Origin of the sequence: Pseudobutyrivibrio ruminis, from assembly GCF_015057245.1 — a bacterium.
In the GTDB taxonomy this organism is placed as follows: domain Bacteria; phylum Bacillota; class Clostridia; order Lachnospirales; family Lachnospiraceae; genus Pseudobutyrivibrio; species Pseudobutyrivibrio ruminis_E.
In genome coordinates, this window is the sequence record NZ_SVET01000012.1 from 69,185 (window position 1) to 82,682 (window position 13,498).

Sequence of the window (13,498 nt, forward strand, 5' to 3'; positions counted from 1 at the left end):
AATGAAAGGATATATGAAAAAGATAGTGGTGATGACACTATCCCTTGCGATGCTTTCAGGATGCGCTAGTAGCTCGGCAGATAGCGCAAGTACTTCTTCTAATAAAGAAGATGGTATTGAAATTGGTTTGTGTTTTGATTCATTTGTAATCGAGCGCTGGGAGAAGGATAGAGATGTGTTTGTGGATACAGCATCATCTTTAGGGGCGACGGTTAATGTTCAAAATGCAAATGGTGATGTGGATAAACAAATCGAGCAGATTACATATCTGATTGATAAGGGTGTGGATTGTCTGGTTATAATTCCCGTAGATGGAGAGGCACTGACAGATGTAATCAAAGCCGCCAAAGAAAAAGATATTGCGGTAGTTTGCTACGACAGAATAATCCCAAATGCAGATACGGATCTTTACATATCATTCGACAACAATATGGTAGGCCAAATGCTTGGAGAGTCTTTGGCAGATTCTGGTGCAAAAAGCGTGGTAATGATTTGCGGTCCACTTACTGATGGTAACGTGCCTATGGTAAACGACGGATTCTATTCAGTTATGAATGAAAACGATATCGAAATCCTGGACACATATTATTGTGAGGGCTGGAAAGCTGAGTTAGGTGGCGCCTACGTTTACGACAATTTAGACACTATAAAAGAAGCTGATGCCATAATGTGTGGCAATGACGATGTAGCCACATCTGTAATCAGAGCGCTGGCGGTATGCCAGCTTGCCGGGGCAAAGCCGGTGGTAGGACAGGACGCAGATTTACCAGCTTGTCAGCACATTGTTGAGGGGACACAGCTGATGACCGTGTTTAAGCCTGTGAGCAAATTGGCCGAGCAGGCAGCTCAGCTTTCTGTACAGCTTGCCAGTGGAGAGAATATTGATGTGGATTCCACAATAAGTGATGGCAAATATGACATCCCATATGTAGCTACAGAGCCGGTGGCAGTGACCAGAGACAATATCGATGAAGTGATTATAGACAGCGGATTTCATTCTAAAGAGGACGTTTATATGAATATTTCCGAGGAATCAAGTGAAAATGAATAGCAAATTTTTGCATGACAAAAAATGACTAGCACAAAAATGTGCTAGTCATTTTATATTGTGTGAATAAAGTTAGACAAAAATGTGAAGAAAGTGACAACCATTTTCAGACATCTTCATGGTATCGTATCTATAGTAACAAACAAACCTAAATGAAAGGGAGGTTTTCAAAGAATGAAGAGAAAGTTATTAAGTGTACTTTTGACAGGTGCTCTTGCAGCTTCTATGTTTGTAGGTTGCGGAACTAGCACAGAGACAACAGACACAACTGCAGCTGGTGGGGATACAGCTACAGAGACAACAGATGATGGTGGCGCTACAGCAGCAACAGGAACAAAGGTTGGTGTTGCAATGCCTACAAAGGATCTCCAGAGATGGAATCAGGATGGTGCTAACATGCAGTCAGAGCTTGAAGCAGCTGGCTACGAAGTAGACCTTCAGTACGCTTCAAATGATGTTCAGACTCAGGTTTCACAGATTGAAAACATGATCAACTCAGGATGTAACGTTCTTGTAGTTGCAGCTATCGAAGGTTCATCACTTGGTGAAGCTATGGATATGGCAGCTGAGAATAACATCCCAGTTATCGCATATGACCGTTTGATTATGAACTCAGATGCAGTTTCATACTATGCAACATTCGATAACTACAAAGTAGGTCAGGTTCAGGGTCAGTACATCATTGATCAGCTTGATCTTGAGAACACAACAGAGACATTCACAATGGAAATCACAGCTGGTGACCCAGGTGATAACAATGCTGGTTTCTTCTATGATGGTGCTATGGATCTTCTTAAGCCATACATCGATGCTGGTACACTTGTTGTTAAGTCTGGTCAGGTAGATTTCGCAGAAGTTGCTACTCCAGCATGGGCTACAGAAACAGCTCAGTCACGTATGGAGACAATTCTTTCATCTAACTACGCTAATGAAGATCTTGATGTTTGCCTCTGCTCTAACGATTCTACAGCACTTGGTGTTGAGAACGCACTTGCAGCAAACTACAAGGGTGAATATCCAATCATCACAGGTCAGGATTGCGATATCGAGAACACAAAGAACATGATCGCTGGAAAGCAGTCTATGTCAGTATTCAAGGATACACGTACACTTGCTTCACAGGTTGTTAAGATGGTAGGTCAGATCCTCAGCGGTGAGACAGTTGATGTAAACGATACTGAGACATATGACAATGGTACAGGAGTTATTCCTTCATACCTTTGCGAGCCAGTATTCGCAGATAAGGACAACTACAAAGAGCTTCTTATCGATTCTGGTTACTACACAGAAGATCAGCTTCAATAATTAAAAAAGTAATGCTTTTAGGGCAGGGAAACCTGCCCTATTTTAGAGAAGAGAATGTTTTTAAGAAAATAAAAGTTATTATAAGGAGGGAGACTTAAGTGGGAAAAACAATACTTGAGATGAAATCAATCACCAAAGAGTTCCCAGGAGTAAAGGCCCTTGATAACGTAAACTTAAAGGTAGAGGAAGGCGAAATTCATGCTCTTGTAGGAGAGAATGGTGCTGGAAAATCTACTCTTATGAACGTTTTAAGTGGTATTTATCCATATGGATCTTACACTGGAGACATCGTATACAATGGTGAAGTTTGTCAGTTCCAGAAAATCAAGGATTCTGAGGAAAAAGGAATCGTTATCATTCACCAGGAATTGGCATTAATCCCTTATATGTCTATAGGTGAGAACATGTTCCTTGGAAATGAGCAGGGAAGCAAGGCAGCTATTGATTGGGACAAAACATATGCAGAAGCAGACAAATATTTAAAGATGGTTGGTTTATCAGAAAGCAGCCGTACTTTAATCAAAGATATAGGTGTTGGTAAACAGCAGCTTGTAGAAATTGCAAAGGCATTAGCAAAGAATGCTAAGCTCCTCATTCTTGATGAGCCAACATCATCACTTAATGAAACAGATTCAAGAGCACTTCTTGATTTACTTCTTAAATTCAAGCAGGAGGGAATGACATCTATTATCATTTCTCACAAGCTTAATGAAGTTTCTTATGTAGCAGATAAGATTACTGTTATCCGTGATGGTTCCACAATCGAAACTCTTGATAAGAGTGTAGATGATATTTCAGAAGATAGAATCATTAAAGGCATGGTTGGTCGTGAAATGACAGACCGTTTCCCTAAACGCCATGGTGTAGAAATCGGCGACATCGCTATGGAAGTAAAGGATTGGACAGTTTACCATCCACAGTTCTCGGAGCGTAAGGTTGTTGATGGGGTATCAATGTATATCCGTAAAGGCGAAGTGGTTGGTATCGCAGGTCTTATGGGTGCAGGACGTACAGAGCTTGCAATGAGTATCTTTGGAAAGGCTTATGGAACTAACATTTCAGGTCAGCTTTTCTTAAATGGTGAAGAAGTTCATTTAAAGAATATCAAGGATGCAATCAAGCATAAGATTGCATACGTAACAGAAGATAGAAAGGGCAATGGACTTGTACTTACAAATCCAATCAAGATTAATACAACTCTTGCAAACCTTTCATCACTTTGCTCTAAGCGTGTTATCGATCAGGATAAAGAGTATCAGGTAGCAGAGGAGTACAGAGATAAGCTGAAGACAAAATGTCCTACAGTTGAGCAGAACGTTGGAAATCTTTCAGGTGGTAACCAGCAGAAGGTTCTTCTTGCTAAATGGATGTTTGCAGATCCAGATGTACTTATTCTTGATGAGCCTACACGTGGTATTGACGTTGGTGCTAAGTACGAAATCTACTGCATCATCAATGATTTGGTTGCAGCAGGAAAATCAGTAATAATGATTTCATCAGAGCTTCCAGAAGTACTTGGTATGTCAGACCGTATATACGTTATGAACGAAGGTAAAATGGTTGGCGAAATGGCAGGAGCAGAAGCTTCACAGGAAAGCATTATGTCTTGCATCTTGAAGTCATAGAAGGGAGAGAAAACATGGTCTCAGTTAATATTAAAGACACATTAAAAAAATACACCATGGTTATCGCCCTGGTGATTATTATCGGAATCTTCTACGTTGGAACAGGCGGAACAATTCTTCTGTCTCAGAACGTAAACAACTTGCTTTCACAGAACGCATACGTATTTGTGTTAGCAACTGGTATGTTACTTTGTATCTTAACTGGTGGTAACATCGATCTTTCTGTTGGTTCAGTTGTCTGCTTCGTAGGTGGTATTGGAGCAGTAATGATGAGCAAGGGAATGAATGTATGGTTCGCAGTTCTTGTTATGCTTCTTGTTGGTGTTTTAGTTGGAGCATGGCAGGCATTCTGGGTAGCATACATAAACGTACCACCATTCATTGCAACACTTGCTGGTATGTACGCATTCAGAGGTTTATCAAATGTAGTATTAAATGGTTATGCAGTTTCTATTTCAAATACAACATTCCTTAACGTATTTGGTGGTGGTGCTGATTGCTACATCCCTGATTTCTTCCATGGAGAAAACTTAAACATTACATGTTTACTTGCAGGTATTATTGCAGTTGCAGTTTATGTATTAATTTCATTTAAAAACAGAATATCAGCTACTAGAAAAGGCTACGTTACAACAAGTGCAGCCAGCTTCTATGCAAAGCTTGTTATTCTTTCACTTGTAATTTTATTCTTAGCATATAAGCTTGCTGGTTACAAAGGAATTCCTACTTCATTGTTATGGATTATCCTTATTGTCCTTGTTTACAACTACATCACAACAAAGACAACAATCGGACGTTACTTATATGCAGTAGGTGGTAACGAAAAAGCTACACAGCTTTCAGGTATCAACACAAAGAAGGTTTACTTCTTCGCTTACACAAACATGGGATTCTTAGCAGCTTTCGCTGGTATCCTTACAGTTGCACGTGCAGCTTCTGCACAGCCAACATACGGTCAGTTCTACGAAATGGATGCAATCGGTGCTTGCTTCATCGGTGGTGCATCTGCATACGGCGGAACAGGTTCAGTATTCGGTGCAATCATTGGTGCTCTTTTGATGGGTGTTATCAACCAGGGTATGTTAATCATGGGTGTTGATGCAAACTATCAGAAGGTGGTTAAAGGTTTAGTACTTCTTGCAGCGGTTATCTTTGATGTTATGTCTAAGAGAGAGAAAAAGTAGGAAGGGAGGAGCGAAAAAGTGAAAGACAAGATTTTTAAAATATTAAAAGAAAACACAATGCTCATTGTTCTGGTCCTGGTTGTTCTCTTCTTTAACTTTACAACTAATGGCACAATGCTTATGCCTAGCCAGTTCAACGCATTGATTACACAAAACGCATACGTATATGTTCTTGCAACAGGTATGTTGATGTGTATGTTAACAGGTGGTAATATCGACCTTTCCTGCGGTTCATTTGTTTGTTTAGTAGGTATCATCGGAGCAAAAGTCATGGTTAACATGGGAGCTTCAACTCCAGTTGGAATCCTTGTAATGCTCCTCATCGGAATCATTTATGGATGCTTACTTGGCTATGTAATTGCTTACATCAATATTCCACCATGGATTGCTACACTTGCAGGTTTCCTTGCACTTCGTGGATGGGGCGTTGCATTACTTAACGGTTCATCAAACATCAGCCCACTTCCACCAGAATTTTGCGCATTATTCTCGGGCAAGATGAATGACCTCTTCGGTGGTCCAAGAATCGGTGGCGTTCAGTACAACATGACAAGTATTGTAATCGGACTTATTGCTTCAATCATCGTAGTGGTTCTTCTTTTCAGATCTCGTGCAAATAAGCTTAAGAAGGGTTACGTTGCAGACAGCCTTACAGCAGTTATTGTTAAGTGCGTACTTATTGACTTTGTCATCATGCTCTTTGCATACAAGTTCTCACTTGCAGGTGGTGTACCATACTCACTCATCTGGGTAGCAGTAATCGTACTTATCTACAGCTTTATTACATCAAAGACAGATATTGGACGTTACTTCTACACAATCGGTGGTAACTCAGAGGCAACAAGACTTTCAGGTATCGATACAAAGAGAATCATGTTCATCGCATACTTAAACATGGCTGTACTTACAGTTATCTCTGCATTCCTTACAATGGCTCGTTTCCAGGCTGCAAACTCAACAGCTGGTACAAACTACGAGATGGATGCCATCTCAGCTTGCGTAGTAGGTGGTGTATCTGCATACGGTGGATCAGGTACAGTATTCGGAATGATTGTTGGTGCTACCCTCATCGGTGTAATTAACCTTGGTATGTCCCTCATGGGTATCGATGCCAACTGGCAGAAGGTTGTTAAGGGCGTAGTACTTCTCGGAGCCGTAGTCTTCGAAATCCTCAACAACAAGAAAAGCGCAACAAAGTAATACATAAGATTTTATTTTCTTCATTATATTCTCTTAATGTTATTATAACTAAAAGCTCGCGACCTCCCATTGGCCGCGAGCTTTTGCGTTGCCCGGCCCCACAGCCTTGCCCTCCCCAATAACACCTGCCCACAGGCCCCTGGCCCCGCCGGCCCCCGCCACCCCATCGCCATGCCCTCCTGGGGTACGTCACAGATTTTGGATTATCTAAATGTGTAGTCGCCCATATTTATTAATAGGTGTTCTTACAAAGTTTTACAATTCTATCAGTAAGGTATGGGTGGAGACGGACAAACACTACACTAAGTAATCATCAGTCTTAAACTAGCTTTGTATTTATTACTATTTGCTTTGGAGCGAACTTAGAATAATAAAAACAGGTTTTGTAATAGATAAGCATGAGGCGCCATGGACGGCGCCGAAAGCCCGACAACGAAATGGACTGAGTTTAAGGGCGGTGCTTATGTATACAAAACCTGTTTTTTAATTATTCTTGGTGAGCGGAGTAGCAAAAGTAATAATACAAAGACTAGTTAAGACTAGATGATTACGTATATTACAATTGTCCGTCCCACCCATACATTACCTTCGAATAGTAAAAGCTTCGTAAGTACACCTACATATGGGCGACTTTACACATTAAGGTAATCCAAAAATCTGCTCCAATGATACCTCCAGGAGGGCATGGCGATGAGGGTGGCGGGGGCCGGAGGGGCCAGGGGCCTGTGGGCAAATATAAATAGGGGGAAGAGCAAGGCTGTGGGGCTAGTTTGTTTTGAATATCGCGGCCAAGAGTGCTAATATTTTAGGTATGGAAATAATAAAAGGATTCTTACAGAGGAAAATGGTTATATTACTGGCGGCGGTTGTACTGGTGTTTTTTGTGCTTTTCAATTCGGGCTTCTTTGGGGGCAAGGATGAGAGGATTAGGGTTTCCTGCGTGGGCGATAGTCTTACCTATGGAAGTGGAGTGCTGAAGACTAGGGATACGGATGCATATCCAGCACAGCTGCAGATAAAGATGGGGACAGATCATCTTGTTTCAAATTTTGGATTGCGCAATGCTACGGCATCTGCATCTGGGGATTTGCCATATGTGGAGTCGGAGGAGTATCAACAGTCGTTGAAGTCTAAGCCTGATATTGTGGTGCTTATGCTTGGAACAAATGATACAAAGACTTATAACTGGAATGCATCAGATTATGAGGCAGGGCTGAAGGAGCTTGTGGAATCATATCAGCAACTGGATACTAAGCCTACAGTGTACTTGATGCGTAGTCCTTATTGCTATTCATTGGATGGAAGTGATGTGGCTGAGTATGATATTCAGCCTGCAGTTGTAGCGGATGAATTGGGAGGAATCGTTGAAAAGGTTGCGGCTGAGACTGGTGTAGAGGTGATTGATCTGTATCAGCTTACTGAGGGGCAGGATGAGCTTTATACTGACGGAATTCACTTTAATGCAAAGGGCTATGAGCTTATAGCTGATGAGGTGTATGCTAATTTAAAATAATTTTCAATAAAACCTGTTGACATTTTATGCCTACAGGTTTATATTTTAATCAAACATATGAACAATCATTCATATATTCATTTTAAAGAAGACCCAATGGGGGACGGAGGAAAATATCATGAAGAAAACTTACAAAATCGATGTAGATTGTGCAAACTGTGCAAACAAGATGGAGCAGGCTGCTAAGGAGACAGCAGGTGTTGCTGATGCTACAGTTAATTTTATGGCACTTAAGATGAACGTTGAGTTCGAAGATGGAGCAGATGTTAAGGCTGTTATGGAAGAAGTTCTTAAGAACTGCAAGAAGGTAGAGGACGATTGCGAGATATTTTTATAGGAGTTTGATATGAACAAAAAGCAGAAGAAGGTACTAATCAGAATAATTGCAGCGGCTTTGATGATGGCTATCCTGTTGTTGCTTCCTCTGGAAGAGGGCAGTTGGATTCGTTTTGTGCTGTTTTTGATTCCATATTTTACTATTGGTTACGACATTTTAAAGAAGGCATTTAAGGGAATTAAAAATAAGCAGGTCTTTGATGAGAATTTCCTTATGGCTGTTGCCACTATTGGCGCCATGGCACTTGGGGAATACACCGAAGGCGTAGCGGTTATGCTATTTTATCAGGTTGGTGAATTATTCCAATCATATGCTGTAGGAAAGAGCAGAAGAAACATTTCCCAGCTTATGGATATTAGGCCTGATTTTGCAAATATAATGGTGGACGGCCAGCTTACACAGGTTGATCCAGACGAAGTAGAAATCGGAAGCGAAATCATAGTTCAGCCTGGTGAAAAGATACCTATTGATGGCGTGGTTATTGACGGTACAGCTACTCTTGATACTGCAGCTCTTACAGGTGAAAGCGTTCCTAGAAGCGCAAAGCCTGGGGATGAAGTTATTTCCGGATGTATTAATATGTCAGGTGTTCTCACTATCCGCACTACAAAGGAGTTCGGCGAATCTACAGCATCAAAGATTCTCGATTTAGTGGAGAATGCATCTTCCAAGAAATCAAAGCCAGAGAACTTTATTTCAAGATTTGCCAGAGTGTACACACCAGCTGTTTGTTATTCAGCGGTAGCGCTTGCAGTACTTCCACCAGTTATTTCTCTTATTATCGGTGTTAATCCTAACTGGGGCCAGTGGATTTACAGAGCCCTTACATTCCTTGTTATCAGTTGCCCATGTGCGCTTGTTATCAGTATTCCGCTTACATTCTTTGCAGGAATTGGTGGTGCCAGCAAGGAAGGTGTTCTTGTAAAAGGGTCAAACTATCTTGATATGCTTTCAAAGGCCAAAATCGCTGTTATGGACAAGACTGGTACTTTGACAGAGGGCGTATTCAAGGTTACAAAGATTGTTCCTAATGATATTTCAGAGGATGAGCTTTTGATGTATGCTGCAATGGCTGAGGTATACTCAAATCATCCGATTTCACGTAGCTTGAAGGAGGCTTACAACAAGCCAATCGACACAAATGATGTTACTGATGTGCAGGAAATCTCTGGACATGGAATCAAGGCAGTAGTCCTTGGAAAGACTGTAAATGCCGGAAATGAGAAGCTTATGGCTTCTGTTGGTACAGCTTTCAACCAGGCAAATGAGCCAGGTACAGTTATCTATATCGCCATTGATGGCCAGTATAAAGGTTACATCCTTATATCTGATGAGATTAAAGCTACATCAAAGGCGGCTATCGAAAACATGAAGCGAGTTGGCATTAGACAGACAGTCATGCTTACTGGAGATAGCAAGAGCGTAGCAGATATTGTTGCAAAGGATTTGGGGCTTGATAGTGTTTGCTCAGAACTTTTACCAGGAGATAAGGTTCAGAAGGTGGAGGAGCTTTTGGCTTCCAAATCAGAAAATGATCAGTTGATTTTTGTTGGTGATGGAATCAATGATGCCCCTGTACTTTCAAGGGCTGATATCGGTATTGCCATGGGAGCTCTTGGTAGTGATGCAGCTATTGAAGCCGCAGATGTTGTTCTTATGGACGACGATCCAATGAAGATTTCAAAGGCAATTGGAATTGCTAAAAAGTGCATGCGTATAGTATATGAAAATATTTACTTTGCCATCGGAGTTAAGGTATTATGTTTGATACTTGGTGCGCTTGGTATTGCAAATATGTGGTATGCTATTTTTGCAGACGTTGGTGTTATGGTTATTGCAGTTCTCAACGCAATCCGCGCATTACGTGTGAAGAACATTTAGGAGGTTTGACAATGGTTAAACATGCAGAATGCTGTGAAGAGCAGTGTGTACATAAAGAATTGGTAGCAAATGTACTTAACGATTTGCCTGATGAGGATGTCTTATACGATTTGGCAGAGCTTTTCAAGGTTTTTGGTGATAGTACCAGGGTACGAATCCTGATTGCTTTATTCGAGGCAGAGCTTTGCGTATGCGACATTTCAGAAGCTCTTGGTATGACACAATCAGCTGTATCACATCAGCTGCAGATTCTTCGTACAAACAAGCTTGTAAAGAGCCGTCGCGAGGGCAAGCAGATTTATTATAGTTTGGCAGATGAGCATGTGGTTACCATTATGGCACAAGGCCTAAATCACATCTTAGAATAATATATTAGAGGATAGTTCCCCTTGTTCTTTCTTAGAAGAACAAGGGGTTTTTTTATTATTTTTTTGCTTGTAACGAAACAATTTATCAATAAGAAAAAAATGTGAAAAAAGTATTGACTTCGAACTTCTATTAGTATAAGATAACCACAGTTAGCAACAGCTAACTAAAATATGAACAGGAAGCTAACATTATGTGCGAAGAAGTATTTGAAATGATATGTGCCATGGACAGGCGATGTGTAGAGTTGCAAGTTGTATTGCAGTGTGCTCCCACATTAGCAGGCCTTAAAACTTCAAATCTTCTTATAGTTCCGAAAGATCAGGAAGATAAGGTTAGATTTGTTCTTAGGCATTCAGGCTTGTTGGGGTATCGCCTCGTGTACGATAGACATCGAGTTATCTTTTTGGTTTTTAATAAGGACAAGCTCATAAGCTACCTTGCAAAGCCAGAGATAAAGGAATTTCTTTCCTCTTATGGATATCGTACAGATGCCTTTGGGTATTCACTTCGAAATTTCCAGAATCGTTACGATTCTTATGTTCATAAAAGGGATAATTTCCCGCATGAGATGGGAGTGTTCCTCGGATATCCGCTTTGTGATGTAGTAGGCTTCATTCAAAACGGAGGAGACGGATTTGTGCTGTCGGGGTATTGGAAGGTTTACAAAAATGCGACTGAGGCACAGAAGTTATTTGAAAAATTTGACATTGTAAAAGATGATATGGTTCGCATGGTATTCAAAGGATATTCATTGAAAGATATCGTAAATACGTATGCAAAGCCTGTCATATCCTTGGCAGTTTAAGTCAAAATATCTTATTTTAAAGGAGATTAAAGTCATGAGTAAGGTTAATGTTGTATTTTGGTCACAGTCTGGTAATACAGAGAGTATGGCAAACGCTGTAGGTGCTGGTGTTACAGCAGCAGGCGGCGAGGCTAACGTAGTATACGTTGGTGATGCTTCTATAGATGAGCTCAAGAATGCAAAGGCATTTGCACTTGGATGTCCAGCAATGGGCGCTGAGGTTCTTGAGGAAGGCGAGATGGAGCCATTCGTTACAGATTTAGAGGGCTTTGTTTCAGGTAAGACAATCGGTCTTTTCGGCTCATATGGCTGGGGAGATGGTCAGTGGATGCGCGACTGGGTTGATCGCATGACAGCAGCAGGCGCAACAGTAGTAAACGGCGAAGGCGTTATTTGCCAGGACGCTCCAGACGGAGCAGCAGAAGCTGCATGCCAGGAGCTTGGTAAAGCTTTAGCAGCAGTTTAATTTCATATTTTAGCTTATTTCCTTTCCCTGAGTTTCTAACCGGGTTTCTTGGGGAAGTTATTAGACTCCTTTTACAGCCTCCAGGTATGCCAGTGCCTGGAGGTATTTATATATAACTTCAACTCAAACTTGATTTGAGTTGAAGTTATACTGGAGCAGCCTTTGCCGAAGGCAAATTTTAAATGGCTGCGACTGTCCTTGTTATTCTGTCTAGGATTATAGTACTTGATTTTTTGATTGCACACTATTATATTTTACGATATGAATAAGAAAATATTAATTTATATAATAATTATATTAGCAGCGATTATATTAATTCTGGTGGCGTGCTTTGGAGTTGGCACAAAATCTTCGGATTCATCCAAGATAGAACAATACAAGGACTATTCAGACTTAGACAATATCTCCATCTGGCTGGCCACAGATATTCACTACATCGACCCTAATCTTACAGACGGCGGCGAGTACTATCAACGTATGGTAGAGTCAGGAGATGGCAAGTATATGTATGGCTGTGAGGAGATTACAGATGAGTTCATAAGCCAGGTAATAGAAGCTCATCCATCGGCTTTGATTTTGTCCGGAGATATAACTTTCAATGGCGCCCGTGACAGCCATATTGCCTTAGCAAATAAGCTTAAGGCTATTAGTGATGCAGGTATTCCAGTTATAGCCCTACCAGGTAATCATGATTTAACTGTAGGCAGGGCAGCCAAATTCAGTGGTGATTCATATGAGCTTGTGGATAGTATAGATGCATCGGAATTTTTGGACATATACAGTGATTATGGTTTTAGTAACGCTGTTGCCAGGGATGATACATCTCTTTCTTATGTAACAGAGGTTGCGCCAAATCTTAGAATTCTTGTAGTGGATGTAAACACAGTTCCAGGAATGTCTGGAATACTTACAAATGCAACCTTAGATTTCGTAGAAGAGCAGTTGAAACAGGCAAAAGAAGATAAGGCTTATGTAATAGGAGTGACTCACCAAACTCTTCTTGAGCACAGTGAATTGACATCCCAAGGAATGACATTCATTAATAATGACAAGCTATTAGGTTTATATGAGAAATATGATGTGCTTATGAACCTTTCCGGCCATATGCATATACAACACATTAAAGAGTCCAATGAGGGCTTTGTAGAGATAGCGACTGGGGCACTTATGACTGCTCCTAATTATCATGGAGAAATTAGCCTTAATGGACGAAAAATGACGTATAAAGCTGTTACTACAATTACAGATGAAAAGCTAGCCGTTGCAGCTGAGGGATTCCTTTGGAACAACGCATACAGACAGGCTATGGAAATTGTATCGGAGCATGATAAATCAGCCGAAATGGCGGGGTATTTTGCGGATTTTAATGTAAACTATATTGCAGGGCGTCCAGATCTTATTCAGTGGGATTCTGAGTTAAATAAACAGTGGAAGGAAACTGACTCTTTTGTCCCAGTATACTTCCAGGTAGTAGCAGATGAAATGGAGGCGTCAAAACAGCAAAATTTCAGCGAATACACCATCAAATGGTAAGGGTATATGCCACAGATAAAAGTTGTCGGAATATCTGATATTTCGTGATAAAATCTAACAATTTAATTTTGAAAAAGTTGTTGACAAAGCCTTGATTCTCATATATACTCTCTATTGTTCGCGAGAGATACGCAACAAACGCAGAACGAATTATTTCGGGGTGTGGCTCAGTTTGGCTAGAGCACCTGGTTTGGGACCAGGGGGTCGCAGGTTCGAATCCTGTCACCCCGAC

General features: G+C 40.9%; 12 protein-coding genes and 1 tRNA gene. All 13 read left to right on the plus strand.

What is annotated here, in order from left to right; genetic code table 11:
* The first annotated feature begins 1 nt into the window (after position 1).
* The 13 genes from E7274_RS10595 (at position 2) to E7274_RS10655 (ending at position 13,497) form a co-directional block, all read left to right on the plus strand.
* Entirely contained in the window at positions 2-1,051 is a 1,050-nt protein-coding gene (locus tag E7274_RS10595; RefSeq protein ID WP_304175825.1) for a sugar ABC transporter substrate-binding protein, read from the plus strand.
* Positions 1,052-1,222: 171 nt separating this feature from the next.
* Positions 1,223-2,353: a multiple monosaccharide ABC transporter substrate-binding protein gene (gene chvE, locus E7274_RS10600; protein WP_304175827.1), complete on the plus strand. Its 1,131-nt coding sequence runs from the start codon at positions 1,223-1,225 to the stop codon at positions 2,351-2,353.
* A gap of 119 nt (positions 2,354-2,472) precedes the next feature.
* On the plus strand, positions 2,473-3,978 hold the full coding sequence (gene mmsA, locus E7274_RS10605) for a multiple monosaccharide ABC transporter ATP-binding protein (protein ID WP_442960417.1): 1,506 nt from the start codon (positions 2,473-2,475) through the stop codon (positions 3,976-3,978).
* A gap of 14 nt (positions 3,979-3,992) precedes the next feature.
* Positions 3,993-5,162 (plus strand): multiple monosaccharide ABC transporter permease, encoded by a 1,170-nt coding sequence (mmsB, locus tag E7274_RS10610; RefSeq protein WP_304175831.1) that lies wholly within the window; start codon positions 3,993-3,995, stop codon positions 5,160-5,162.
* A gap of 18 nt (positions 5,163-5,180) precedes the next feature.
* Positions 5,181-6,362 carry an ABC transporter permease subunit gene (locus E7274_RS10615; protein WP_033153483.1) on the plus strand — a complete coding sequence of 394 codons (1,182 nt, stop codon included), beginning with the start codon at positions 5,181-5,183 and terminating at the stop codon, positions 6,360-6,362.
* Between the two features lie 844 nt (positions 6,363-7,206).
* Positions 7,207-7,875: a GDSL-type esterase/lipase family protein gene (locus tag E7274_RS10620; protein WP_304175833.1), complete on the plus strand. Its 669-nt coding sequence runs from the start codon at positions 7,207-7,209 to the stop codon at positions 7,873-7,875.
* A 118-nt stretch (positions 7,876-7,993) separates the two neighbouring features.
* A complete protein-coding gene (locus E7274_RS10625; protein ID WP_044937188.1) occupies positions 7,994-8,212 on the plus strand; it encodes a cation transporter in 219 nt (72 codons plus the stop codon).
* A 9-nt stretch (positions 8,213-8,221) separates the two neighbouring features.
* Positions 8,222-10,093: a heavy metal translocating P-type ATPase gene (locus tag E7274_RS10630; protein ID WP_304175835.1), complete on the plus strand. Its 1,872-nt coding sequence runs from the start codon at positions 8,222-8,224 to the stop codon at positions 10,091-10,093.
* Between the two features lie 11 nt (positions 10,094-10,104).
* Positions 10,105-10,461, plus strand: a complete 357-nt coding sequence (locus E7274_RS10635; RefSeq protein WP_074788695.1) for an ArsR/SmtB family transcription factor — start codon at positions 10,105-10,107, stop codon at positions 10,459-10,461.
* 191 nt (positions 10,462-10,652) lie between these two features.
* Positions 10,653-11,267 (plus strand): DUF3793 family protein, encoded by a 615-nt coding sequence (locus E7274_RS10640; protein ID WP_304175837.1) that lies wholly within the window; start codon positions 10,653-10,655, stop codon positions 11,265-11,267.
* Between the two features lie 34 nt (positions 11,268-11,301).
* Positions 11,302-11,733, plus strand: a complete 432-nt coding sequence (locus tag E7274_RS10645; protein WP_044937196.1) for a flavodoxin — start codon at positions 11,302-11,304, stop codon at positions 11,731-11,733.
* 261 nt (positions 11,734-11,994) lie between these two features.
* Entirely contained in the window at positions 11,995-13,266 is a 1,272-nt protein-coding gene (locus E7274_RS10650; RefSeq protein WP_304175838.1) for a metallophosphoesterase family protein, read from the plus strand.
* A gap of 156 nt (positions 13,267-13,422) precedes the next feature.
* Positions 13,423-13,497, plus strand: a tRNA-Pro gene (locus tag E7274_RS10655).
* Position 13,498: the final 1 nt, after the last annotated feature.

What these genes read in the sequence shown, in the direction of transcription:
- E7274_RS10620 (WP_304175833.1), top strand. Translation starts at nt 7,207, where the DNA reads ATGGTTATATTACTGGCGGCGGTTGTACTGGTGTTTTTTGTGCTTTTC.
- mmsB (WP_304175831.1), top strand. Translation starts at nt 3,993, where the DNA reads ATGGTCTCAGTTAATATTAAAGACACATTAAAAAAATACACCATGGTT.
- E7274_RS10630 (WP_304175835.1), top strand. Translation starts at nt 8,222, where the DNA reads ATGAACAAAAAGCAGAAGAAGGTACTAATCAGAATAATTGCAGCGGCT.
- E7274_RS10635 (WP_074788695.1), top strand. Translation starts at nt 10,105, where the DNA reads ATGGTTAAACATGCAGAATGCTGTGAAGAGCAGTGTGTACATAAAGAA.
- E7274_RS10640 (WP_304175837.1), top strand. Translation starts at nt 10,653, where the DNA reads ATGTGCGAAGAAGTATTTGAAATGATATGTGCCATGGACAGGCGATGT.
- E7274_RS10650 (WP_304175838.1), top strand. Translation starts at nt 11,995, where the DNA reads ATGAATAAGAAAATATTAATTTATATAATAATTATATTAGCAGCGATT.
- mmsA (WP_442960417.1), top strand. Translation starts at nt 2,473, where the DNA reads ATGAAATCAATCACCAAAGAGTTCCCAGGAGTAAAGGCCCTTGATAAC.
- chvE (WP_304175827.1), top strand. Translation starts at nt 1,223, where the DNA reads ATGAAGAGAAAGTTATTAAGTGTACTTTTGACAGGTGCTCTTGCAGCT.
- E7274_RS10645 (WP_044937196.1), top strand. Translation starts at nt 11,302, where the DNA reads ATGAGTAAGGTTAATGTTGTATTTTGGTCACAGTCTGGTAATACAGAG.
- E7274_RS10625 (WP_044937188.1), top strand. Translation starts at nt 7,994, where the DNA reads ATGAAGAAAACTTACAAAATCGATGTAGATTGTGCAAACTGTGCAAAC.
- E7274_RS10595 (WP_304175825.1), top strand. Translation starts at nt 2, where the DNA reads ATGAAAGGATATATGAAAAAGATAGTGGTGATGACACTATCCCTTGCG.